Here is a 23,613-nt window from a genome sequence, read left to right on the forward strand (position 1 = left end):
ACACTACCTCGCGGCTCTCGATCGCGAACTCGACACCGATCCGACCGACACCGATTCGCCGTTCTGACGAGAAACCAGCACTCGCGCGCGACCACGGCTAGATGATCAGATTTCTACGGTTTCTCGTGATCGCCAACACACTGGAGACGGCCCGGAACCTGACTGCGCTGCAGCCGAGGGCCTTCGCCGAGACGAAGCGAAAGCTGCGGGGTGGCGTGGCGGACCGGATTCGAGTCAGCCTGAAAGCCGATCTCGCGACGTTCGTCGTCCGTTGAGCCTGCGGATGCGTCCGCGCTGGGCGTTCGGTTTGATTCTGCTTGCCCTCCCCGCCCTGGGCGGCGATGTGCGCGCGAGCGACCCGTGGTTCCGATCCGGCCGTGTGGCCGTGCAAAGCGCTCGCGCCCGAGTTGGCCCAACTCCGCGGGCACGCAACGTCGTCCTCTTTCTCGGCGATGGCATGGGAATGAGCACGATCACCGCCGCGCGGATCTTCGCGGGACAGCAGGCAGGTAATCCCGGCGAGGAGTATCAGCTCTCCTTCGAGCGGTTCCCGAACGTGGGCCTCATCAAGACGTACAACACGAACCAGCAGGTGCCGGATTCGGCCGGCACGATGACCGCCATCGCCTCGGGGGTGAAGACGAAGGCCGGGGTGCTGGGCGTCAACGACGCCGTCGTCTTCGACGACTGGGCGAGCGTTGGACCGGCTCGGGTCCCGACGCTCTTCGAAGAAGCCGAAGAGCGGGGCGTCGCGACCGGCATCGTCACGACCGCTCGCATCACCCATGCCACGCCGGCAGCCTGCTATGGCCACGCCGCCCATCGGAACTGGGAGACCGATTCCCTGCTCTCCCACGAGGCGCGCAAGCACGATTTCCCGGATCTCGCACGTCAATTGGTGGAGTTCTCGGCGGGCGACGGAATCGACGTCGTGCTTGGCGGTGGGCGAGCGATGTTCCTGCCGGCAAACGCGAAGGATCCGGAAGAGCCCGAAGTTCCGGGGCTGCGTTTCGATGAGCGGAATCTGATGGAGGAATGGCAGAAGCGGTACCCCCTTGGGCGCGCCATCTGGAACCAGACGCAATTCGACGCGGTGGATCCCCGCGGCACCCGCAAACTGCTCGGCCTTTTCGACCCGAGCCACATGGATTTCGAGCTCGACCGGAGCCGGGACAAGGGCGGAGAGCCTTCGCTCTCCGAGATGACCGCCAAAGCCATCGACATCCTCCGCCAGAGCGAAGAAGGCTACGTGCTACTCGTCGAAGGCGGCCGGATCGACCATGCCCATCACGCAAACAACGCCCACCGGGCGCTCGTCGAAACCGTCGAGTTCGCCCGCGCCGTGCAGGTGGCGCTCGATCGCACGAATCGTGCGGAGACCCTGCTGGTGGTCACCGCCGATCACAGCCACCCCCTCAACATCGCCGGCTACGTGACCCGCGGAAATCCGATCCTCGGCAAGGCTCGGGAGAACCCACTGGATGGTTCGGAACCGAAACTGGCGATGGACGGGGCGGGGCGACCCTTCGCGACCCTCAGCTACGGCCTTGGCCCGGGCCATACCGGAGCGACCGATCTGCAACCGGCGGGGCCGAAACGTTTCCCGCACTACGAGGCCACGAGCTTCGAGCCGGCCCAAGGGCGCCCGGATCTCACGGAGGTCGACACCACGGACCCGGGCTACCTCCAGGAGGCGCTGCTGCCGCGCTACTCCGGCACCCATAGCGGGGAGGACGTCGCCGTCTACGCAGATGGCCCCGGAGCAGCGCTCTTCTTCGGTGTCCAGGAGCAACACTACCTGTATCACGCTCTGGTGGAGGCGATGGCCCGGTCTGCCGATGAGTAGGGCGTGGCCCAGCTCGATCTCGGAATCCTCGGCAACGCCAGCTTTTCGGCCCTCGTAGACGACAAGGGGCGCAACGTCTGGTGTTGCCTGCCGCGCTTCGACGGCGACCCGGTCTTCTCGAGCCTGCTGGCCGGCGAGGGTGAGCCCGAATCCGGTTTCTTCGACGTATTGCTCGAGAATTTCAGATCGAGCGAGCAGGAATACCTGCGGAATACCGCCATCCTCGTGACGCGGCTTCACGACGCGAACGGCGGTGAGATCGAGATCATCGATTTCGCACCCCGCTACCGGGAACGGGAGCGGATGTACCGCCCGATCATGCTGGTGCGCCAGATCCGCCGCATCTCGGGCGACCCGCGCATCCGCATCCGTCTCCGCCCTTCCACTGATTACGGCGCGCGCGCCCCCGAGACCACCCACGGCAGCAACCACATCCGCTACGTGCTCGCGGATTCCACGATCCGTCTGACCACCAATGCCTCGGTGAGCTACGTGCTCGAGGAACGTTCCTTCGTGCTGGAGGAAGACATCGATCTGGTCCTCGGCCCGGACGAATCCCTGGAGACATCCGTCGCGCGGTTCTCCAGGCGGAGTTTCGAACAAACCCAGAGCTACTGGTTCGAATGGACGCGCTCGCTCTCGATTCCCTTCGAGTGGCAAGATGCCGTCATTCGCGCGGCGATTACCCTGAAGCTCTGCAACTTCGAGGAAACCGGCGCGGTGGTCGCAGCCGTGACCACCTCGATTCCGGAAGCGGCCGGCACGGAACGAAACTGGGACTACCGCTACTGCTGGCTGCGAGATGCCTACTTCACCATCGACGCGCTCAACCGGCTCGGGGCAACCCGAACCATGGAGGGCTTCCTGCGTTTCCTGACCAACCTGGTGCGCAGTTCCCCCGATGGGCAGCTCCAGCCGGTCTACGGTGTCTCCCAGGAAGCGCGCCTCATCGAACGTCAGATCGATAGCCTGCCCGGTTTCCTGGGTCATGGGCCCGTTCGCGTGGGCAACCAGGCCTACGAGCACATCCAGAACGATGTCTACGGGAGCGTCGTTCTGGCCGCGACGCAATCCTTCTTCGACCACCGGCTCCGGTCCCCCGGTGACGAGAAGCTCTTCGAACGCCTCGAAAGAGTGGGCCAGCAAGCCGTGAAGCTCTTCGACCAGCCCGACGCGGGGCTGTGGGAGCTTCGCACCCGCGCGCGGGTCCACACTTTTTCCGCACTGATGTGCTGGGCGGCCTGCAACCGACTATCCAAGATCGCCGAGAAACTGATCCGGCCGGATCGGGCCGGCTTTTGGCGGGACCAGGCCGAACACATGCATCGCGTGATCTGCGACGAGGCATGGAACGAAGAGCGAGGATGTTTCGCGGAGAGCTTCGGAGGCAAGGATCTGGATGCGAGCCTCTTGCTCATGGAGCACGTCGGTTTCCTGCCCGCAGATGATCCGCGCTTCGCATCCACTGTGGACGCGATCGGCCAGGATCTGCGCCGGGGCCCGTATCTCTTCCGTTACCACGCCGCCGACGATTTCGGTGAGCCGCGAACCGCGTTCAATATCTGCACGTTCTGGTACATCGGCGCACTCTGTGCACTCAAGCGCAAGGACGAAGCCCGAGAGCTCTTCGAGAACATGCTGCGCCACACCAACCATCTGGGCCTCCTCTCCGAAGACCTCGATATCGAGACAGGCGAACTCTGGGGAAACTTCCCACAGACCTACTCGATGGTCGGCCTCATCCTGTGCGCCATGAGGCTCTCGGAAGGCTGGCACGAGGCGCTCTGAAGCTGACTCGGGTAGCGTCGCGCGCCGGCTTTGCATCACCCATCGACAGCAGGGACACTGGGGGCTCACCTGGAGCAGACCCATGGACCACACCTCCCCGGAAGGCTACGAATTCAACGGCTACCTCGAGGGACTCGAGGGCAACTGGTTCGAGGAAGACGCACTACTCGGGGCCTGGCTCGAGCGATCGCGTCTCGACGAGGCAGCCGTCGGCTGGCTGCGGAAATTCGGTGCTGCGGCTTCGGGCCGATTTCGAGAGCGAGCCGATCTCGTCGAGCGCCGGGAGAACCTCCCCTTCGTCGCGGAGCGCGGCCCGTACAACCGCGAGGGGACCGAGGTCGTACTTCCCGCAGAGACCCAGCAAGGCCTGGCGGAAGTCCACGGCTCCGGCCTCTGGAACCCGGATCTCGACGAGCGTGCACGCTACGCCTTCTTCTACCTGCTGAACCAGAATGGCGAGGCCGGGCTGGCGTGCAGTTCGGCCTGCACGGACGGGCTGGTGCGAGCCCTGCGCATCCACGGCCACGACGAACGCAGCCGTCAGGTGCTCAGTCAGTTGGAAAAGGCGACTCCGGATGCGTGGGTGCACGGCGCGCAATTCGTCACCGAGATCCAGGGCGGCAGCGATGCAGCCACCAATGCCGTTCGCACCGAGCCCACGGGCGATGGTCTCTGGACACTCAGCGGACAGAAATGGTTCTGCTCGAACCTCACGGCGGATTTCTGGCTGGTCACCGGTCGCGTGGCGGGTGGTCAGGCGGGGCATCGCGGCGTCGGGCTCTTCTGCGTGCCGCGCCTCTGGCAGGGCGAGCCCAATGGCCACCGCATCCTTCGCCTGAAGGACAAGCTGGGGACGCGCGCGTTGGCGACTGCCGAACTCGAACTGGATGGCACCGTCGGATGGCCGGTCGGCGACCCCAGCAGTGGCCTGAAGAACATGGTGGCCACGGTGCTGGTCACGAGCCGTATCCACAACGTCGTCGCGGCTGCGGGCTATGCGCGGCGCGCGGTCCGCGAGGCCAATGCGTATGCGCATTTCCGCCAGGCATTCGGACGCAAGCTCTCCGAACATCCGCTCGTCGCCGGGTCGTTAGGTCGTCTTTCCGAAGCCGCTGACCGGATGGAGGCTGGAGCCTTCGCCACGACCGACGCCTGGATCGCGAGCCTCGAACGCCCGGACGACGCCGATCGCGCGCTCTGGGCGCGGGTCCTGGTGAGCATTGCGAAGGCGGTGGTCACGCGGCGGGCCCCCGGCCACGTCTATGAAGCCATGATGGTCTTCGGCGGAAACGGGATCGAGGAGCGCTTCTGCGCACTGCCGCGGCTTTGGCGCGACGCGGCCATCCTGGAAACCTGGGAGGGCCCCTACACGTTGTTGCTGATGCAGGCCCTGGGCGACTTGTTGAAGTTCGGCGTGAAGGGACGTGAACGCTCCTTCCTCGAGTTCGGACTGGGCGACCACCTCGCTGCGGACGACGCACGCGAACTCGCCGCCGTCCTGGCCGCCGAGAACGAAGCCGAGAGTTCGCTGCTCTGGGCCGAACTCGCGCCCAAGCTCTATGCGCGCTTCGAGGAGCGCGCACTCGCAGATCTGGTGGAAGGGCGCTGACGGCCGCCGCTAACCCATCGGGCCCTGATAGACCTCAATGAAGCGCTGGAGAGGATCGCCCGGGGTCGCCAGATTGGCCTCACGGCTGGTGCGGAGGCAGACCACCGCGGGCCCATCCACCGCCCGAGCCTGCTCGAGCGCTGGCCGGAGGTCATCGGGTCCATCCACGTAGAAGCCGTGGCATCCGAGGCCCTCACCGACAACGTCCCAGCGGATCGTGCCCTGTTCGGTGCCAAACGTGCGGCCGTAGATCATCAGCTCGCCCGGCTCTTCCATCGTCCAGGAGCCCTCGGCGAAGACCACCGTCACGATCTTCACCCCTTCACGGGCAGCAGACTGCATCTCCATGATGTTGAAACCCGCCGCGCCATCACCCGTCGTGCAGACGACCTCCCGATCTGGATTCGCGAGTTTGGCTCCGAATGCCGAGGGGATGCCGGTGCCTAGCATGCCGAGTTCGAGAATGTTCAGGTAGGAGCGCGGACGGGTCGAGGGCAGCAGCCAATGCGCCCAGAGTGACGTATTTCCACCATCGGTCGTGTAGATGGCCTCCGTACCGAAGACCTCTCCCACCGCCCGCATCGCGTGGGCCGGATGCAGGCCGGGCCCCTCGAACGCATCGATGGGCTGAAGCTGCTCGCGCCACCAGCCTTCTTCGACCTCGCGGTAGCGCGCGAGATCGGCCGCGCCACTTCGCCGGAAACCCTGCTTCCCGAGCACGCGCAGCAGGCCCTCGAGCGCACCCTTCGCCTCACCGACCACACCCAATGCAATCAGCCGCGTGACACCCAGATGCCGGGGCTCGAAATCGATCTGGACGATCTTCTGCCGAGCCGGGTCGCCCCAGTACTTGTCGTAGGGCAGATCGAGATTGCCGAGCCGCGAACCGACGACCAGCATCACGTCGGCTTCACGCCGAACCTGATCGGCGGCGGTGCTGTAGGGATAGAAGGCGTGCGCGTGATCCCGCGGCACCACGGATCGGCCGGCCATCGTCGAAATGACGGGGCAATCGAGCAGCGCAACCAGTTCGAGCAGCGCCTCGTTTGCCTCGGCCCGGTCGACCCCCGAGCCCGCCAGCACCGCGGGGCGCTCCGCCGCCGTCAGCAGTTCAGCCACCTGCTCCAGCTGGGATTCGGAAACCTCGGCGGGCCCTGAGCGGTATTGCCGGGGCGCGAGAACGGGTACCGCCGCCTCGTCGCCTGTCGCCATGAGCACCGGAGCAGGAATCTCGAGCTGCACCGGACCGGGCCTTCCGCTCCACATCTCGCGGAATGCGAGGCGCGTGACCTCCGGGATACGACCCCATTCGAAGATCGGGCCTCCCCACTTCACGCTCGGGCCGAACGCGTCGAGCTGATCCTGCCCCTGGAAAGTCGAAGGCGGTGAGGGGTAGACGATGCCGAGGCGATGCTGGGATGTGATCGCCAGGACCGGCACCCCCTCGTGCCGCGCGGTGATCACTCCCGGCAGCAGATTCGCCGAACCCGGCCCCGGGTTCCCGAGCACGACGGAAGCGGCCCCGGTCGTCTTGTAGACACCCTCCGCCATATGCGCCGCCGCGGCTTCGTGCCGTACCGGTACGAAACGGATCCCGTGCGCTTCGAGGCAGGCCAGGAGCGGATCGATTTCCGGGCAGGGAAGTCCGAAAACGAACTGGATGTTCTCGCTGGCGAGGCAGCGCGCCAGCAGCTCGCCTCCGGTGATTTCGGCCATGGGTGCCTCCGAGGGTGAATTGGGAGCACCAGTATGACACCGGATCAGAAGACGGGCAGACAGGAAACAGGCCACTAGACTCCGTCCATGCAATTCAAAGCCTGCGCGGCCCTCCTTCTCTCCTTCTTCCTCATGCTCGGCTGCTCCGCCAGCGACACCGACGTCGTCGGCGGCGACGCCGAAACGGCCCCGAGCCCCGAGGCGGCCATGGATCCGGCGGCCGACATGACGATCGAAGTGCTGGTCGAAGGCGAGGGCCGCTCCCCGGCCGCCACGGATACCGTTAGCGTCCACTACCACGGCACGTTCCAGGACGGCAGCGTCTTCGACAGCAGCGTGGACCGGGGCAAGCCCGCCGCCTTCCCGCTGAACCGCGTCATCCCCTGCTGGACTCAAGCCGTTCAGACGATGAAGGAGGGCGGAAAGATCCGGGTGACGTGCCCACCCCACCTGGCCTACGGAGAGCGCGGGGCGGGCCCAATTCCGCCGAACTCCACCCTGATCTTCGAAGTGGAGCTGCTGGGAATCCAGTAGCCGCCTGAATCCGATCCGGGGTAACCTGCCCAGCGCGGAGATTCCCCATGCGTCTTCTTGCTGCTGCACTCCTTCTCCTGCTTCCGGCCACGGCGAGCGCGCCCAGGGCGATACCGGCCCCTTCGAGCGCAACCGGGATTGCCGTAGGCAGGCCAAGCGGGTCGCCAGCATCGAGGAATCGATGATGCGGCAGCTCGCGCCCGGCGGCAACGCGGTCGCGCTGCCCATTCTCCAGCGCATCCAGGAGCGCTACCGGAACCGCTATGCCGATGCGTGCCTGGATCTCAACCAGATCCGGTCTCTCGGTACGCACAACAGCTATCACATCGCGCCGCGCCCGGCGTTCTTCTCGCTCTTGCAAGCGTTGGTCCCCGAGGCCATCGCCTGGGACTACACGAACCTCCCACTCGACGAGCAATTCGAGAACCAGGGCGTGCGCCAGATCGAACTCAATGTGTTCGCAGACCCCGCGGGCGGGCTCTTCGCCCTCAGGCCGGCCCTGGCCTTCGTGCAGGATCCGATCCAGTCCCCGGATCCCGAGATGTCGCAGCCGGGCCTGAAGGTGCTGCACGTGCAGGAAGTCGACTTCGAAACGACCTGCCTGACCTTCGTCGATTGCCTGCTGGTCGTGAAAGCCTGGTCCGATGCGCATCCGCGCCACCTCCCCCTGACGATCCTGGTGGAGCTCAAGGATGAGGTGATCCCGGATCCGTTCAATCTGGGCTTCGCGATCCCGATTCCTTTCGGACCGGCAGAGCTCGACACGCTGGATGCGGAGATCCGCTCCGTCTTCCCGCCGAGCCAATTGCTCACGCCGGACGATGTGCGGCTTCCGGGGCAGACGCTCGAGGACAGCGTGCTCGGTGCCGGTTGGCCTCTCCTGGGAGAAGCGCGCGGCCTGATCATGTTCGCGATGGACAACGGAGGCTCCAAACGCACCGACTATCTCATCGGGCGCCCAAACCTGGAGGGGCGCGTGCTGTTCACCAACGGTGTGCCCGGCACGCCGGACGCTGCCTTCGTCAAGCGCAACGATCCGGTTGGCGCGCTTGTCGAGATCCAGAGCCTGGTGAAGCAGGGGTACCTGGTTCGCACCCGCGCCGATGCGGACACCGTGGAGGGACGCAGCGGTGATACCACGCGCCGGGATGCAGCATTGGCAAGTGGCGCACATTTCGTGAGCAGCGATTTTCCGGTCCCGAATCCGATCTTCGACACCGGCTACCAGGTGCAGATTCCCGGCGGAGCCCCTTCGGGTTGCAATCCCCTCACGGCGCCCCCCGGTTGCCGCAGCGTGGCCCTCGAACCCGACGGGGGCCTTCCGGCGCACTGAGGGCGGCGCGGAGCGGGCGCTGAGGCAGAACCAGAGCAAGCCGCAGAAAAGGCTCGCAGGCGCTGGCCGAGGATGCTTCCATAGCGGCCCATCGGAAGGAGCCCGCGATGCCCCAGCCTCTTCGCCTCGCCACCCTCGTGCCGTTTGGTCTACTCGCGGCGCTCGCCCTGAGTTGCGCCCGGCCTGCGATCCTGGAGGACGAGGCCAGGAGCCCTGTGCTCTTGGATGAACTCGGCCAGCATCGTCATCCGATCACCACGAGTTCGCCCAGGGCCCAGCAGTATTTCGACCAGGGGCTCGCGCTTACCTACGGCTTCAACCACGAAGCGGCGGTGGATTCCTTCGAGGAGGCCGCCCGCCTCGATCCAGCCTGCGCCATGTGCTTCTGGGGAACCGCCCTTGCGCTGGGCCCGAACATCAATGCGCCCATGGGGCCCGAGGCGGGACGCCGCGCCCATTCCGCCGTGCAACGAGCCCTCGAACTGGTGCCCGGTGCCAGCGCAACCGAGGGGGAGTACATCCGAGCCTTGGCAGCCCGGTACTCCGCCGAGCCGTCCGAGGATCGCAGCTCCCTGGATCGGGCCTACGCAGAAGCCATGCGCGAGCTGCACGAGCGGCATCCGAACGACAACGATGCCGCCACGTTGTACGCGGAAGCCCTGATGGACCTGATGCCCTGGAACTACTGGGAGAACGCCGACGAACCCCGGCCCGAAACGAAGACCGTGCTCGCACTCCTCGAAGGCGTACTCGAACGGGAGCCCGAGCACCTCGGTGCGAACCACTACCTGATCCATGCCGTTGAGGAGTATCACCCGCAACGCGCAGAGGAGGCTGCCGACCGGCTGGCGCCTCTTGCCGAGGATGCGGGACACCTGGTGCACATGCCATCGCATATCTACTGGCGTGTGGGCCGCTACCAGGACGCGCTCGAGATCAACGAGCGCGCGGCAGCCGCGGACGAGGAATTCTTCGCGGTCTGCAGCCCGGGCGCCTTCTACCGTGCCGCCTACTACCCCCACAACATCCATTTCCTCTGGGCGGCAGCCGCGACCGAGGGCCGCAGCCAGATCGCATTGACCTCAGCGCGAAAGCTCGCCGCCAAGACGGCGCCCGCCGTCGCCGAGTTCGCGTTCATGCAGGAATTCATGGCGATCCCCATCTTCACCCTGGCGCGCTTCGGGAAATGGGACGCGATCCTCGGAGAGCCACAGCCGGATACGGTCCACGTCTACCTGTCGGCTGTCTGGCACTACGCACGCGGCCTCGCGCGAGTGCGCACTGGCGACCTGGCCGCCGCGGAGGCAGAGCTCGCGGAGCTCCGCGCCGGTGCTGCCCTACCGGAGAGCGAGGCCCTGATTCTCGCCGGGGGCACGGCCTCGGCCCGCGCCCTGCTCGGAATCGCTACGGCTCATCTGCAAGGCGAGTTGGCTGCGGCATCGGAACGTCATGACGAGGCTGTATCGGCCCTCGAGGACGCAGTCGCCCAACAGGATGCGCTCGTCTACATGGAGCCTCCGCCGTTCTACTTCCCGGTCCGCCAGGCCCTCGGTGCCGTTCTCCTCGAGAAGGGGCGCGTGGCAGAAGCGGCGACGACCTACCGCAGGGATCTGGAGCTGTACCCCTCCAACGGCTGGTCGCGCTTCGGTCTGGCGACCAGCCTGCGGGCACTTGGCGACCCCGCAGCCGACGATGCCGAAGCCGCCTTCCTTTCCGCGTGGGCCCGGGCCGACGTCGAACTCCAGGCGAGCCGCTTCTAGAAGGCATGACCGCTCCCGCCACGCGAACCCTGCTCTTCGAAGGAGATCTCGACTTCGCGAATACGCTCGGGCCGCTCACCATCGGGCGAAGCGATCCGACCTGCGCGATCGGAAGGGACGGTGCCGTGCGGGCCACCCGCACACCCGTCGGCCCGGCGACGCTCCTCGTTCAACGCAAGGAGGAGACGACCCTCAGCCTCGAGGCCTGGGGTGACGGTGCGGAATGGGTTCTCGAGCACGCACGGGACCTGCTCGGGCTCAACGACGAACCGCCCTCCCCCGACGACTTCCCGCAACCGATTCGGAGGCTCGCGAAGCGCCGTCCTGGCATTCGGTTCGCACGCGGACATCGGGTGGTGGAACTTCTCGTGCCGGCCGTATTGCAGCAGAAGGTCTCCAACAAGGAAGCCAAGCGGGCCTTCAGAAACCTGGTCGCGCGCCTGGCCGAACCGGCACCCGGACCCTTCGACGAGTTGCGGCTACCCCTCGGACCGGAGCAGCTTCGAGATCTGACGCCCGCCCTCCTTCCCCCGCTCGGCATCTTGCCGCGCCAGGGCGAGACCCTTCGCAGGATCGGGGAGCGCGCGAGTCGGCTGGAGGAAGCGGGCCAGATGACCGAAGCGGATGCCTTCGCGCGTCTTACGGCCCTGCCTGGGCTCGGCTCGTGGACTGCGTCTTCGGTGATGGGGCGCGGGCTCGGCTTCGCGGACCAGGTGCCGCTCGGCGATTGGAACCTTCCACATCTCGTAGCCTTCCGTCTGGCCGGTGAGGAGCGCGCCGACGATGCGCGCATGATCGAGTTGCTCGAGCCCTTCCGCGGGCATCGTGGCCGGGTGATCCGTTGGCTCCACACCACGGGGAAGAATCGACCGCGACGTGGCCCTCGTATGGCTCTGCGCCCACTGCCGAGGGCCTGAGTCCGGCCGTCAGCCGTCGGCCGCGCCCATGGGGCCTACGTGCCTGCTGGCCCGTCGAATGGGAAGGGCGCTCCCGTAGGTGAAGCATCGCCACGCCCACTCGAGTGGGCCATAGCGATAGTGGCGAAGCCATGCGTTGGCCGCGACCGCCTGCAACGCGAACACGCCGAGTGCCATCGCGAGCCCGGTACTCAACGAGATGCTGCCGCGCAGGCCGAAGCCGATGCCGTAGAAGACCCCGATACCGATCGCGGTCTGCGCCACGTAGGTCGTCAGCGCCATACGGCCCGGTGGCCCGAACCACGCCAGGACGGACCGGCCCTCTCCTCGGCCCCAGGCACTGGCGATGCCAGCAGCCATCGCGATGGCCAGCGAGGGAACCGCGAGCGCGTACAGGAGGTTCGTCCAGACCCCGGCGACCGTCGGAGGATACGTCAGCACGCGAGGCCAGAGGAATGCGAGGCCCAGGTTTCCCAGTAGACCGATGCAGCCGGCCAGCCATGCGAGCCTCCGCAACTCGGTTGACCTCGCGATGACCTGTTCGTGCACACGCCACTTTCCAAGCGCCACGCCTAGCAAGAAGAACGCACCGATCGAGAACAGCCTTCCGTCGTAGAGTGCGAGCAGCCACTTGAGGCGCAAGAACCGCAGGTTGGAAGACAACATCTCTCCCAGGTGGGGGCTGGCGTAGCCCGCCGTCACGCGGCTCAGGTTTCCCATGACGTCGACCCCGCCGCTGCCATCACTGACGGCCGAGCCCCCCAGCGAAGTCAGGCCGTCCGCGGCGAGCCACATCACCACGCCCCATGCGGCGCGGAGCGCGAACAACCCGAGCGCCCAGCCCGCGATCCAGCGGGGCGAGCGATCTGCCAACGGAATCAAGAGAAAACCGAGCAGCGCATAGGTGAGCAGGATGTCTCCGTGCCAGAACACGCTGTGCACGACCCCGAGCGCGAGCAGACCGAGCTGACGACGGCCGAACAGCGCTGCGAAGCCCACGCCACGGGCTCTGGCCCGCGCATGTTGGATCGCGAAGCCGAAACCGAACAGAAGCGAGAAGAGCGAGTAGAACTTGCCCCGGACCAGCACCTCCCGGATGTACTGGAGAATGACGTCCGCTCCCGGGTCGAGCCGGGCCTGATCAGCTGCGGAGAGGTAGTCCCAACCGGAAAAGCCGGGCACGTGAGCAACGAAGATGCCGAGCAACGCGAAACCGCGAAGAACATCGAGGATCTCGGCGCGCTCGGCAGGCTGCGTCGCTTCCGCCGTCACGGCGCGAGGGTTCCTCGCACCAACGAGCGGACCTCCCCGCCCCAGGCACGCCTGGCTTCGCTGTCAGAACGTTCGGGCTCCTGACTCGTGAGCAACGAGCCACGGGTCGCAGGGCGCAGGATGATCGCGCCCATGGCGGCAATGAACGCATCCGGCCAGGCGATGTCCCGGATCTCTCCGGCGCGACGGGCGCGGCCGACGAGTTCTGCGATCTGGCTATAGACGTTTCCGGAGGGCTGCCCGACGGCGTCGATGGGAAGTGAGACATCGAAGCCCGTCGCAGTGTCCACGGGTGAGAGCACCCAGAAGAGGACGAGGCGCGCCGCATCCGGATGATCCCAGAAGTACAACGCTGCCGTCGAAACCACCTGGACCACCCCATCGAGCGTTGCCGACTCACGCGACACGGTTGGCAGGAGCCGGGCCGCGAGTCCGGCCATCGCCCGCTGGAGAACCTCGCGGGCGAGGTCGTTCTTGCTGTCGAAATGGCGGTAGAGGCTCGAGTTGTCGAGCCCGGCTGCCTCGCCAATGGCTCGCATGGTGACCGGAGCGAAGTTGCGGGCGGCGAACAGCCCGGTCGCCGCATCCAGGATGCGTTCTCGGGACTGCTCGCCCCTGCGCGGGAGTTCCTCCAGGGCTTGTATCTGAATCATTCATCAAATATTGCAAGCAAGCGCTTGCTTTGTCAAATTGCACGAGTGATTTCTAGTATCTCGGGATGCCCAACCAATTGGTTTTGCTGAGCAAATGCTCGGTGATGACCGGCTCGGATCGCCCGCCGGACCAGCTACTTCGGGCGGGCGGACACCGGCCGGGCGCGCTCCCCTACCAGCGGCTTCACGTCGGCCCAGATCCGCTCGGCGATCTCCGGCGCCAGGGTCTCGAGGCGCTCCTGCACCAGATCGCGCACGCTTCGCCGGCAGGTCTCCCGGCCCTCATCGACGATTCGCCCGAAACGCTCCTGGCGGAGCAACCCGCGAACCGCAACGCCTGGCAGCGAGACCCGCTTCACGGCCGAAACCGCCCGATCGCGGCCGAGCCAGTAGATGCCCCCGGCGCTGATCAGACCAGCAAGCGCACCCACGAGAAAGCCAACGGGGCCCGTCGTGTGGAGCAGACCGACGATGACGGCGGTGCCGAGGACCTTGCCGAAACCTCCGCTCACGGCTCCGACGCCCAGCGCCACGCCGGCCGAAACCGCCGAAGCCACCACATCCGCCAGGTGCTTACCGACTCGGTTGCCGACATCGCGAGCCGACGTACCGGAACGCTCGGCGACTTCGCCGCCGGAGAGCGCCCCCGGCGAGGCCGCAACCGGCCGGTCGAGTCCCAGACGCTCCGCCACCGCCCGTGCGAGCTCCGTCTCGAATTCCGTTCGCGCGTCCTCCAGAAAGCCCTCGATCTCTACCTGGAAGCTGCGCGCCAGCTCTTCGACATCGGTCTCCAGATCAGCGAGCCGGCCGCCTTCCTCGCGGAAGCGTTGGAGCCGCGGCACGACCCTCTCGTCGTAGAGCGTCTCCGAAACGTGGCGGCCCACCTGGTCGGCGAAGCGACGGCTCTGCTGCTCCACATCGTGTTGGATCCGGTCGACGACCTGGTCGAGCTGCCGCGAGAGCGCCGAGCTGAGCAGGGCCTTGGTGTAGTCGTCTTCGAGGCCGAGATCGATCTCCGCGCCGATGCGGCCAAGTCGCCAGGTGGCATACGCCGCGAGCAGGAGCCGCGGAATACCGATCCACAGCAGGGCAGAGACGGAGAACAACAGGATCCAGGGCGCCGCGTCCACACCGTCGGGCCCCATCATGGCGCGCACGCCGGGCTCACCGGGAAGCGTTTGACCGAGGATCCTGGCCGCCGGCCCGAGCACGAGATCCAGCAGACGGGCGGCACCCTCGGGCTCGCGGAGAAACGTGCTGCGCCAGACGACGTGGTAGTCGAAGAAGAGCCCGCGGACGAGCGTTCCCGCCACCGCACCGGCCGCCACACCGATGGCGATCAGATGCAGGATCCGACGCGTGCTCCACTCGAAGACCGTCGTCGCGCGCTCGGTCCAATGCCGCCAGAAGCCACGGGCCACATCCCGCAGCACCCGCCCTTGCTCCTGGGCCTCGAATCGCCCGCGCTGCAGGAAGAGCCACAAGGCGGGTACGGCCCGCCGAACCAACCGGACGCGCCACGAGGAACGATCCGGCAGATGGCTGCGACGACGCCGCGGGCGTTCGCTTTTCTGCCGGTCTCCGAACTCGAAGGGAACCAGGCGCAACCAGCGGCCAACACCGCCGAATGCGAGCAGTAGATAGGCCAGCAGGTTCCAGACGATCAGCGCGACGATCGGATTCGCGATGGCGTGAATCCGTTCGACCGGACCAAACGAGTTGGTCAGGACACCGACCACGAACGCGACGACCAACAGCAATGGGCCTGCCACCAACCCGGCCCTTGGCATGGCGAGCAGGGGATGGAAGCGGGCGAGGGCATGATCACATAGCCAGGCGGCGCGCCGGGCCAGCCAGAGGCGCGGCTCCTGGGGCGCACCCGCCGCCTCCAGCGCATCGATCAGCAGCCCGGGCTCGATCGCCTCGGGGTGCTCCTCCTCCACGGCCCGCACCAGGAGGATCTCGGCAACTGCCTCGGGCCTCATGGCAGGAGAGCATAGACGCAGAGGAGAAAGGCCGCGCCCCGGGCTCCCATCTGGCCTGGTCCATCCAGCCAATTCCAGGGCATCCGGGCTCCAGTCAGTCCTTCTTCGGAATCAACAAGAGCGCCTCGTCGGGAGCAAGCATTCCCGGGGATTCCCCGAAACCCTCGTTCGTGCGTTGGCTCGAGAGCTCAACCCGCAATGCCCCCTCGTATTGAAGCCGTTGGGGCTGATCGCTGAAGTTGATCGCGAGATAGCAGAAATCCCCAGCCAGCTCGCGTTTCCAGAAGAGAATGCCCTTGGACGAAGGCATCCATTCGAAGCTGCCACTTCGTAGCGAAGCATGATTCCGTCGTGCAGCCAGAAGGGAGCGGTAGAGCTGCAAGATCGAAGTATCGGAGGCTTGCTGCACCTCGGGGTTTCGTTCGCCTCGATCGGGGGGCCAGGGCAACCAATTGTCGTGCTGCTTCCAGCCGTAGGGTGGTTCTGCGCTCCAAGGGATGGGGGCGCGGCAACCGTCGCGGCCACCGGGATCGACGCGGGCGTCGATCGGAACCTCGGCATCTTCGAGTCCCAGTTCTTCGCCGGCATAGAGGAAGGGCGTTCCGGGTAGAGCCAGCAACAAGAACGCCGCAGCACGCGCGCGATGCTCACTACCTCCATAACGAGTTCGGTGACGCGGTTGATCGTGGTTGGACAGCGCCCAGGTGGGCCAATGACCTTGCTGCAAGAAAAGCGTATTCACTTCGTCAATGCGTTCCCGCCAGGCAACAGCATCCCAACTGGTGAATAGAGGCAGAAAGTTGAAGCACATCTGCAGTTCATCGTCTTGCCCGTAGTACGCTGCCACCTGCCTGGCGTTCAGCAGGAATACTTCGCCCACCATGACACGATCGCCCGGATACGATTCGAGTAGTGATCGAATGCTTTGCAGGTGCTGATGAGTGCTCTCGTGATCATTCAAGGCACAGTACGGAATCTTGGCTACCGCCTGGGGTACATCCGGAAGGGCGGGGTCCTTCCCGATGCAATGGATGACGTCCATTCGAAAACCGTCAACACCGAGATCGAGCCAATAGCGTAGGGTGTCCATCATTTCCGCTACGAGTTCTGGGTTGCTCCAGTTGAGATCCGGTTGCTCTGCCAGAAACAGGTGGAGATACCATTGCTGGCTATGGGCATCCCAAGTCCAGGCCGGACGGTCGGAAAAAGCAGCTCGCCAGTTGTTGGGTGGCTGATCTGGCGAACCGTCACGCCAGACATACCAACCGCGGCATCGCGAATTGCGATCCTTTCTTGCATCGATGAACCACGGGTGCTGATCGCTACTGTGGTTGGGCACCCAATCGATGATGATCCGCAAACCGCGTGCGTGGGCATCGTTGATGAGTTGCCGAAAGCTGTCTCCGTTTCCAAAAAGGGGATCGACTCCGCAATAGTCGGAAACGTCATAGCCATAGTCGCGCATCGGGGACGAGAAGAAGGGAGAAATCCACAAGGCGTCGACGCCCAACCAATGCAGATAGTCGAGCTTCGAACGAATTCCTTCCAGATCGCCGATGCCGTTGCCGCTCGTGTCACAGAAACTGCGCGGGTAGATCTGGTAGAAGACAGCCTCTTTCCACCACGGGTTCTTCATGTCTCTCTCTTCCACTGCGCGCGTTCTCGATCCACCATCCACGCGGATCGTGTTGAACCAGGCCCAAAGTGGGCGCGGCAGATAGCATCGGTTCTACCGCCCCAAGGACTCGAACTGATAGATGGCGATGCCTCCCGACTCGAGGCCGCCCTCACCTGAGACGGACCGAGCGTCGCCTGCGACCTCGACCGCCATGGTTCGGCGCAGAAGGGGGCTGAGCAGCGACCCGAGCTTCTGGCCGTCAGATACCAGGGACACTCGTCCGGCGTAGACACGACCCTCGATGCGGATCCTCACCGAGGGATCCTCCTGGAGTCGGTCCTCGAGACCGGTCCCGAAAAGGCGGGGCAAGAGAATGAAGAGTTCGCCATCGAGGACCATGAACCAGGTGCTTCTGGAGTACGGCAGCCAGCGGGCACGACTCTCGACATCCACGTATTGGGTCGAGCCGATCATGCTCCAATCCGGGATCGGCTCGGTCATCACCTCGCCGCGCAATGCACCGCCAGGGATGATTCTCACCGGGCCACCGGCGAGAAGCCGGGCCCAGATGAAGAAACCCATTCCGAGCACGAGCAGGACCATCAAACCCCGCCGAGCGAGTCGACCCCAAGCTCGGCCGGTCACGCTTCCCCCTCGCCCAGCGATTCGATCCGGAAGTACCAGACCTCGATGTGGTCGTCGCCCTCGGCCGGCGGGTCAAGCAACGCGCGGACCTCGTCGAACTCCAACCCGAGGTACTTTCGAATCAGGGAACGCGCGGCTCGCTCGGCCTCCAGCGGATCGAGCACGCGGACAGCGCGGCCATGATAGATGCGATCGTCGACGCCAATCCGAACGTGGGGGTCGCGACCGATGTTCTTCACCCAGCTCTTGCGATAGCCCTGACGCGATGGCACGTAGAGATGAGGGCCGTCGGTCATTGCCATGACTGTGACCGAGTGGTCGATCCAGTCGCCGCGGGTTTCGATCGCCACGGTGACATCGTCGTCGGTGAAGTGCCAGTCTGCGACGGGCCGCGTCACCACGTCGCCGGCCAACGGACCACCGGGGATGACTCCGAGCGGACCTTGGGGCCCACAGGCCAAACCAGCACTCATCACCAAGCCAACCTTGAAGAGCCGTATCCAGGACGACATGGGTCATTGGCTCGCGACGGAGATACGGTTCAACTCGTCGACGGCTGAGAGCGTGTCACCCACGGAGACGTAGTCGACCGCCACGAAGTTCGGCAATTGCTGACGCTCGGCCCAGCAATCGAGGGCGTGGTCCAGAACCACATCCTCCGGGTCGGCGAGTGCCGCCAGGTCGGCTTGTCCCGTGAACTGACCATTGAGAAAGTGATTCACGATGAAGAGATCATTCGAAGTGCTTCCGCGTCCGATCGAACAATCGAAATCCGCCAGGACCGTGTTCGAGAAAGGCGTGTCCCAGCCGTGCTGGCCCCACATGTAGTGGTAGAAAGGGATCGCGGGGTCGAAGGCGTCCTGATTGAACACGATCAACCGGGTGTTGGCAGCAACGAGTTCGCCGAGGGTCGGCCAGTTCGTGCCGGGCGTGTGAGCGTAGGGACGCAGTTCGGGCGAGGCTGGCAACAACCCAGCGGCTGTGAAGGCCGCCTCGAGTTCGGCGGGCGTGATGTCCGGTCCCACCCGCGGGATGAACTCATCAGGTGGGTCGATGTGCTCGAAGAGGAGCACCACCACCTCTCCGGGGCGCGAATCGAGGAAGCTCTTCAGTTCGATCAGCGCTTCTACCAGATCCCGAGAGCCGAAAAGTCCAGGGCAGATGGTGTGGCAGAGATGCAGGGTCTCGCCTCCAGGAACGTCGGGATCGTCCCAGCGCATCACATCGAGCATCAGTCCTCGATAACCGGTTTCGAGCTGGGCCAGCGTGGTGATGTAATGATTGGCCGACAAATTCTCCTGGTAGCCGGCATCGACCGAGGAATAGGAGTTGTGTGCAGTGGCGAAGACCACGTCGTCCACGCGCTGATCGCATAGCTCAACAAACTCGTTGCAGACGGGATTTCCAACATTCTGCTGCACGGCGACCAGATCGTCCGCAGTGATGCTTCCGTCGCGGTCGACGTCGGCTGAGGCACAGCCGGCCGATTGAGCCGGGTCGATGCCCTGGCACGACGTGACGAGAGCCACATCAGCGGAGCTGACGAGGCCGTCGCCGTCGGCGTCCACACGCAGGAGCCCCGGCGGAGGATCGCAGCTGGTGGGGCCGAGCCCCCCGAGGCTGGAGAGGACGAGCAGGAACAGGAGCATGAATCTTCGGGAACAGGCCACTGTGGGACGGTAACACGGTGGTTCCACACAACAGAACTCGGAACTTTCAAAGGGTTTCAATCGAGAGCACTGAAACGGCCGTCTTCCAGGAGGCCCGGGAGCGACGAAGCCACGCAGATCACCCTGAAATCGTCGAAAAGGCAATCTCCCCCACCGGCCTCAAGACCTCCCCTCGGGATTCCGATGGGACTGGAACGTCCCGTAAGCAGCGGAACGTACATGGCCCATCTGAGGGGGGGGGCGGTGAAGCATCCTTGGATCGCGGTCGCGATCTTGGCACTGACGTTCTCAGCCGCGCCCAGCCGAGCCGATGAGTCACCGGCGTCGGAGGTCGATCGCCTGCGCGAGGTGGTCGACGCACAGCAACGAAGCATCGAGGAGCTTCGAATCGCAGTCGCTGATCTTTCGTCCCGCGGTGTTGAGCCCGAGGCAACCTCGCTGGATCGCCGCACGAACCGGCTGGAACGCCTGGTCGGCAACACGCGTGTCGGGGGCTGGCTCGATTTCCGCTACGGCGACTCCACGAAGCGGAACTCGGACCCCGAGTTCGACATCCACCATCTCTACCTCTATTTCGACAGTCGTATCGACGAGCATTGGAGTTCTTTCGCCGAACTGGAATTCGAGCACTCGCCGATCTTCGACGATGGCGACGGCCAGGGCGAAATCAAACTCGAACGTCTCTACATCCAATACCGGCATGACGAGCGCCTCGCTCTCCAGCTCGGCAAGTTCAACACTCCCTTCGGATACTGGACGCCCATCCACTGGGCCATCCTCCAGGATACGATCCAGAAGCCGATCCACGAAGACAACGCCTACGTGCCCCGCAAGCAGGTGGGCATGCGCCTCTTCGGAGACGCTTACGAAGGCAGGGTCGCAGGGCTTCCGGCACGGCTGGAAGGCAATATCTGGCTGAGTTCGGGGACCGAGATCTACGGCACCAACAAGCCACAGGACGGCAACCTCGGTATCGGTGCCGACGTACGGATCCGGCTCGATGAGCGCTGGCTCCTGGGTTTCTCGACCTACCGGCAGAAGAACCCGCACTTCGACGACCGACAGGAACAGAACTTCATGTTCTACGCCGACACGGAGATCGGACGAGGCTTCACCCTTCGGGGGGAACTGTTTCACCAGGACCGTTCCCGCGGCTTCGAAAGCCGAACGGCGGGATACGCCAAGCTACGATGGGACTTCGCGGAGCGCCTCTATGCGAATCTGCGTCTGGGGATCGGCGACGACGACAAACGCGGTGACGGAGATCTGCACGAGGAGGCCGTTCTCACCTTCGGGTACAGCCCGATTCCGAACGTCCGGATGAAGCTGGAGTGGGCCTACAATCGATTCGATGCATCCAGCGTGGAGGACTTCCACAGCTGGGGGCTCTACACCGGGCTCTTCTTCTAGGGCATCGGCATGTCGATCGAACGGATCCGGAACCACTTCGCGGTACTGCTCTGGGGGGCCTGTCTGCTGCTGGCGGGCTCGGCCTACGCCGAGGCAATCGTGGTGGTTGCGCCCAAGGGGCTGGCCGAGCCGGCTGCGCTCAGCCTCCAGGATCTACGCGCGCTGTACCTGGGAAATTCGCGAAGCTTCGGAGGAAGCTCCCTGACGCCGTCGGACCACGACGCGTCGACGCGTATCTATGCGAGTTTCACGCGTGCCGTCATCGGGCGCAGCCGACGCGCCCTCGAGAACTACTGGCTGGAAGAGATCCTGTCTGGCGGCAAAGAGCCGCCGCGCCAGATCGATGGAGACGCGGCGGTCGCGCGGCACGTGGCCACGAACCCCGGCACGATCGGCTACGTGTCCTGGGCGTGGCTCGAGAGCCAGAAGGGCCTGGGCGTGCGAATCATCAAGATCCGCCACCAGGGCCGCACCCTCGCTCCGGGGGATCCCGGCTACCCCTTGCGGATCGATTGAATCCCGATGGGCCGGGCGAGCGTACAAGGGCGGATCCGCTGGCTCTGCGTCATCTCGACGCTGGGGTTCGCCGCGATCCTTGCCGTCGGCGTGCTACAGCGCGAAACCTCACGACGGGAACTCGGCGAACTCGACCGCACGCGGACGGCTCTCCAAGCCGAGCTCGGCGTTCGGCATCTCCTCGAGGCCCTACGTGGCGACATCCTTTCGCTGCTCCTCGGCAAGAGCCAGGAGGCGCAACAGGCTCAGCAAGAGAAGCTCCAGGGCAACCTCCGCGCCCTCGAACAGCAGATGGGCGCCTTCGAGAGCGCCGTTGCCGGCACAGGGCTGGAGGCCGATGCGAGGGCGGTGTCCGCCGAGATCCGCGACGCGATCGAGATCGCCGAGGAGCTCCGTACCGTGGGTGCCGACGATCGTTTGCGCACCATCTCGCTCCTCGGTGCCTTCCAGCGTCGACAGCTGGAGTTGGGGGAAAGCTCGAGCCGCCTCAGCCTGGCAGCGCACACGTGGTCGGACGAAGAGCGCCGACGAGTGCAGACGTCGCTCGCGTGGATGGAACGCATCGAACTCGGCGGCGGCATCACCATCGCCGCGGCGGCCGTCGCGATGATCCTCGCTCTCGGCCGCCGGACGGTGCGATCCCTCGACTCCCTGCGCCAGCGGATCCAGCGCATCGCCGATGGAGACCTCAGCGCGCACTGGGACGGTACCGATGGCGACGAGTTCCAGGCGCTCGAGCGCGACCTCGCGGCAATGGCCTCCGAAGTGGGCCGATCGGTGGACCAGATGGGGACCGCCGCCGGAGACGTCGGGCAGGCAGCGGAGTCCGCTCGAGAGTTCGCGGAGCGTTTCGGTCGTCGCTCCTACGAGCAGGTCGAGCGCGCGCAGTCGGCATTCGTTGCGGTGCAGGTCGCGGAACACGGCGTCGCCGCGATGAGGCAGTCTGCCCAGCAGCTGCGCGCGACGTCCGAAGAATCGACCACGGCTGCAATGCAGCTTCGGGGAGGCTCCAACGACCTCGCGCAGCAGGCTTCGATCCTGCTCGAGCGCGTCGAAGGCTCCGTCGCCACGACCGGTGAACTCGCAACGAGCGGCAATCAAATCGCGCGGCTCGCAGGAGACCTCTCGGAGACGATCAACGGAGTGCGACATGACGTCGACGAGGTCGCGCAAGCAGCTGACAACGTGGCCGCAGAGTGCGGCCGCGCAGACGAGCTTGCCGCCCTCTCACTCGAGCAGGCCGAGCGTGGGCGCGAGCATATCCTCGCGGCATCGCGAGGCATGAGCGCCGTTGCGAACGCGGAGCTGGGTGTGCGCACACAGATGCAAGAACTCACGGACCGCATCGACGAAGTCCGCGAACTCGCGAGCTTGATCGAGGACGTAGCCTCCGAAACAAGCCTGCTCGCCCTGAACGCCGCCATCATTTCCGCCCAGGCTGGCACGGAGGGCAGGGCCTTCGCCGTCGTTGCAGAAGAAATCGGCTCACTCGCAAAGCGCACAGCGGAGAGCACGCAGCGCATCCACGGAGTGGTAGACAGCGTATCCCGATTCGCGCGAGTCACGGAAGAAGCCGTTCAGGAGAGCGCCGAGGTCGTGGCCCGCGAGGAGAAACGTGCCCGGTCGGCGGTCGAGGTGCTCGACGAGATCCATGAAGGCGCGCGGGAAACCCAGGGCCGCGTCAGCGAGATCTCACAGGCGGCGGCGCGCCAAAGCGCGCTGTGCCTGCGCGGAACCGAGGGCATGCGAAGGCTCTCCGTGGGTGCGACAGAAATCGTGAGCTCGGCGCTCGAGCAGGCGGGCGCGACCCAGAGCCTCTCCGCAGCTTGCGCGACGATGAGCGACGTAGCCGATGTGATGAGGCAAGCGAGCCGACAGCAAGACCAACGCAGCGAGGACCTGGCCGCTTCGGCTGAGCAGGTGGGCGGAGCGGCTGCGGAGATCGATCGCGCGCTCGACGACCAACTCCGGATCAATCGGGAAACGCTCCCCAGCCTCGAGGAGATGATCGAACATGCCCGGACGACGAGCGCGACGCTCCAGGTGGAGATCGACACCCTGGTCGAGCGCTGTGAGGGGCTACGCGAATCGCTCGGGACGCTGCGAACCTAGAAACCTGAGTTGTGGAGCGAGGAATGGGTCCGGCATGAAAGCTGCCTTGGAAAGCAGGCATGTCAAACCCGCGAGTTCTTGGTTCTCTTCCGCATTGTCCGTTTCCCGGTTGTGATTCTCACGCGAATCCAGACACTTGGCGCTTCAAGAAGAAGGGCTTCTTCTTCCGATCGAGCGACGGAGACCGGATCCAGCGGTACCTCTGTCAACATTGTGACCGGTCCTTCAG

At 65.3% G+C, this 23,613-nt stretch carries 19 protein-coding genes; 11 read left to right on the forward strand and 8 right to left on the reverse strand.

Features of this window, described 5'->3' with window-relative positions; genetic code table 11:
- Nucleotides 1-101 precede the first annotated feature (101 nt).
- The 4 genes from GY937_13625 to GY937_13640 all read left to right on the forward strand — a co-directional run bounded on the left by GY937_13625 (nucleotide 102) and on the right by GY937_13640 (nucleotide 5,243).
- Nucleotides 102-275, forward strand: coding sequence for a hypothetical protein (locus GY937_13625; GenBank protein ID MCP5057744.1), 174 nt, complete (start codon nucleotides 102-104; stop codon nucleotides 273-275).
- An 8-nt stretch (nucleotides 276-283) separates the two neighbouring features.
- A complete protein-coding gene (locus tag GY937_13630; GenBank protein MCP5057745.1) occupies nucleotides 284-1,846 on the forward strand; it encodes an alkaline phosphatase in 1,563 nt (520 codons plus the stop codon).
- 3 nt (nucleotides 1,847-1,849) lie between these two features.
- Nucleotides 1,850-3,634: a glycoside hydrolase family 15 protein gene (locus tag GY937_13635; protein ID MCP5057746.1), complete on the forward strand. Its 1,785-nt coding sequence runs from the start codon at nucleotides 1,850-1,852 to the stop codon at nucleotides 3,632-3,634.
- A gap of 82 nt (nucleotides 3,635-3,716) precedes the next feature.
- Entirely contained in the window at nucleotides 3,717-5,243 is a 1,527-nt protein-coding gene (locus GY937_13640) for a hypothetical protein (protein MCP5057747.1), read from the forward strand.
- Nucleotides 5,244-5,252: 9 nt separating this feature from the next.
- Here GY937_13640 and GY937_13645 read toward each other — a convergent pair whose 3' ends face one another.
- Entirely contained in the window at nucleotides 5,253-6,959 is a 1,707-nt protein-coding gene (locus GY937_13645; protein MCP5057748.1) for a thiamine pyrophosphate-binding protein, read from the reverse strand.
- 87 nt (nucleotides 6,960-7,046) lie between these two features.
- On the opposite strand from GY937_13645, the gene GY937_13650 reads away from it, so the two are divergent.
- From GY937_13650 to GY937_13665, 4 genes are all read left to right on the forward strand, one after another.
- Complete coding sequence (locus GY937_13650; protein MCP5057749.1) at nucleotides 7,047-7,493, forward strand: FKBP-type peptidyl-prolyl cis-trans isomerase; 447 nt, start codon at nucleotides 7,047-7,049, stop codon at nucleotides 7,491-7,493.
- A 181-nt stretch (nucleotides 7,494-7,674) separates the two neighbouring features.
- Nucleotides 7,675-8,826 (forward strand): hypothetical protein, encoded by a 1,152-nt coding sequence (locus GY937_13655; GenBank protein MCP5057750.1) that lies wholly within the window; start codon nucleotides 7,675-7,677, stop codon nucleotides 8,824-8,826.
- Between the two features lie 107 nt (nucleotides 8,827-8,933).
- Entirely contained in the window at nucleotides 8,934-10,586 is a 1,653-nt protein-coding gene (locus tag GY937_13660) for a hypothetical protein (GenBank protein ID MCP5057751.1), read from the forward strand.
- Between the two features lie 5 nt (nucleotides 10,587-10,591).
- Nucleotides 10,592-11,503: a DNA-3-methyladenine glycosylase 2 family protein gene (locus GY937_13665; GenBank protein ID MCP5057752.1), complete on the forward strand. Its 912-nt coding sequence runs from the start codon at nucleotides 10,592-10,594 to the stop codon at nucleotides 11,501-11,503.
- A gap of 9 nt (nucleotides 11,504-11,512) precedes the next feature.
- Here the strand turns inward: GY937_13665 and GY937_13670 are convergent, their stop codons facing one another.
- The 7 genes from GY937_13670 to GY937_13700 form a co-directional block, all read right to left on the reverse strand.
- Nucleotides 11,513-12,775: a DUF418 domain-containing protein gene (locus GY937_13670; GenBank protein ID MCP5057753.1), complete on the reverse strand. Its 1,263-nt coding sequence runs from the start codon at nucleotides 12,773-12,775 to the stop codon at nucleotides 11,513-11,515.
- A complete protein-coding gene (locus GY937_13675) occupies nucleotides 12,772-13,428 on the reverse strand; it encodes a TetR/AcrR family transcriptional regulator (protein MCP5057754.1) in 657 nt (218 codons plus the stop codon). Before GY937_13675 ends, GY937_13670 begins: the two co-directional genes overlap by 4 nt.
- Before the next feature lie 134 nt (nucleotides 13,429-13,562).
- Nucleotides 13,563-15,413, reverse strand: coding sequence for a DUF2868 domain-containing protein (locus GY937_13680; GenBank protein ID MCP5057755.1), 1,851 nt, complete (start codon nucleotides 15,411-15,413; stop codon nucleotides 13,563-13,565).
- Between the two features lie 94 nt (nucleotides 15,414-15,507).
- A complete protein-coding gene (locus GY937_13685) occupies nucleotides 15,508-17,049 on the reverse strand; it encodes a DUF3459 domain-containing protein (GenBank protein MCP5057756.1) in 1,542 nt (513 codons plus the stop codon).
- A 93-nt stretch (nucleotides 17,050-17,142) separates the two neighbouring features.
- Nucleotides 17,143-17,676, reverse strand: coding sequence for a hypothetical protein (locus tag GY937_13690; GenBank protein ID MCP5057757.1), 534 nt, complete (start codon nucleotides 17,674-17,676; stop codon nucleotides 17,143-17,145).
- Entirely contained in the window at nucleotides 17,673-18,149 is a 477-nt protein-coding gene (locus GY937_13695; protein ID MCP5057758.1) for a hypothetical protein, read from the reverse strand. The genes GY937_13690 and GY937_13695 overlap by 4 nt, the downstream gene beginning before the upstream one ends.
- 42 nt (nucleotides 18,150-18,191) lie before the next feature.
- Nucleotides 18,192-19,325 (reverse strand): hypothetical protein, encoded by a 1,134-nt coding sequence (locus GY937_13700; GenBank protein ID MCP5057759.1) that lies wholly within the window; start codon nucleotides 19,323-19,325, stop codon nucleotides 18,192-18,194.
- Nucleotides 19,326-19,589: 264 nt separating this feature from the next.
- On the opposite strand from GY937_13700, the gene GY937_13705 reads away from it, so the two are divergent.
- The 3 genes from GY937_13705 to GY937_13715 are packed head-to-tail and all read left to right on the forward strand — an operon-like array spanning nucleotide 19,590 to nucleotide 23,384.
- A complete protein-coding gene (locus tag GY937_13705) occupies nucleotides 19,590-20,756 on the forward strand; it encodes a hypothetical protein (protein ID MCP5057760.1) in 1,167 nt (388 codons plus the stop codon).
- A gap of 9 nt (nucleotides 20,757-20,765) precedes the next feature.
- On the forward strand, nucleotides 20,766-21,272 hold the full coding sequence (locus GY937_13710) for a hypothetical protein (protein MCP5057761.1): 507 nt from the start codon (nucleotides 20,766-20,768) through the stop codon (nucleotides 21,270-21,272).
- Nucleotides 21,273-21,278: 6 nt separating this feature from the next.
- Nucleotides 21,279-23,384, forward strand: coding sequence for a HAMP domain-containing protein (locus tag GY937_13715; protein MCP5057762.1), 2,106 nt, complete (start codon nucleotides 21,279-21,281; stop codon nucleotides 23,382-23,384).
- Nucleotides 23,385-23,613: the final 229 nt, after the last annotated feature.

Source organism: bacterium, assembly GCA_024228115.1.
Classification (GTDB): domain Bacteria; phylum Myxococcota_A; class UBA9160; order UBA9160; family UBA6930.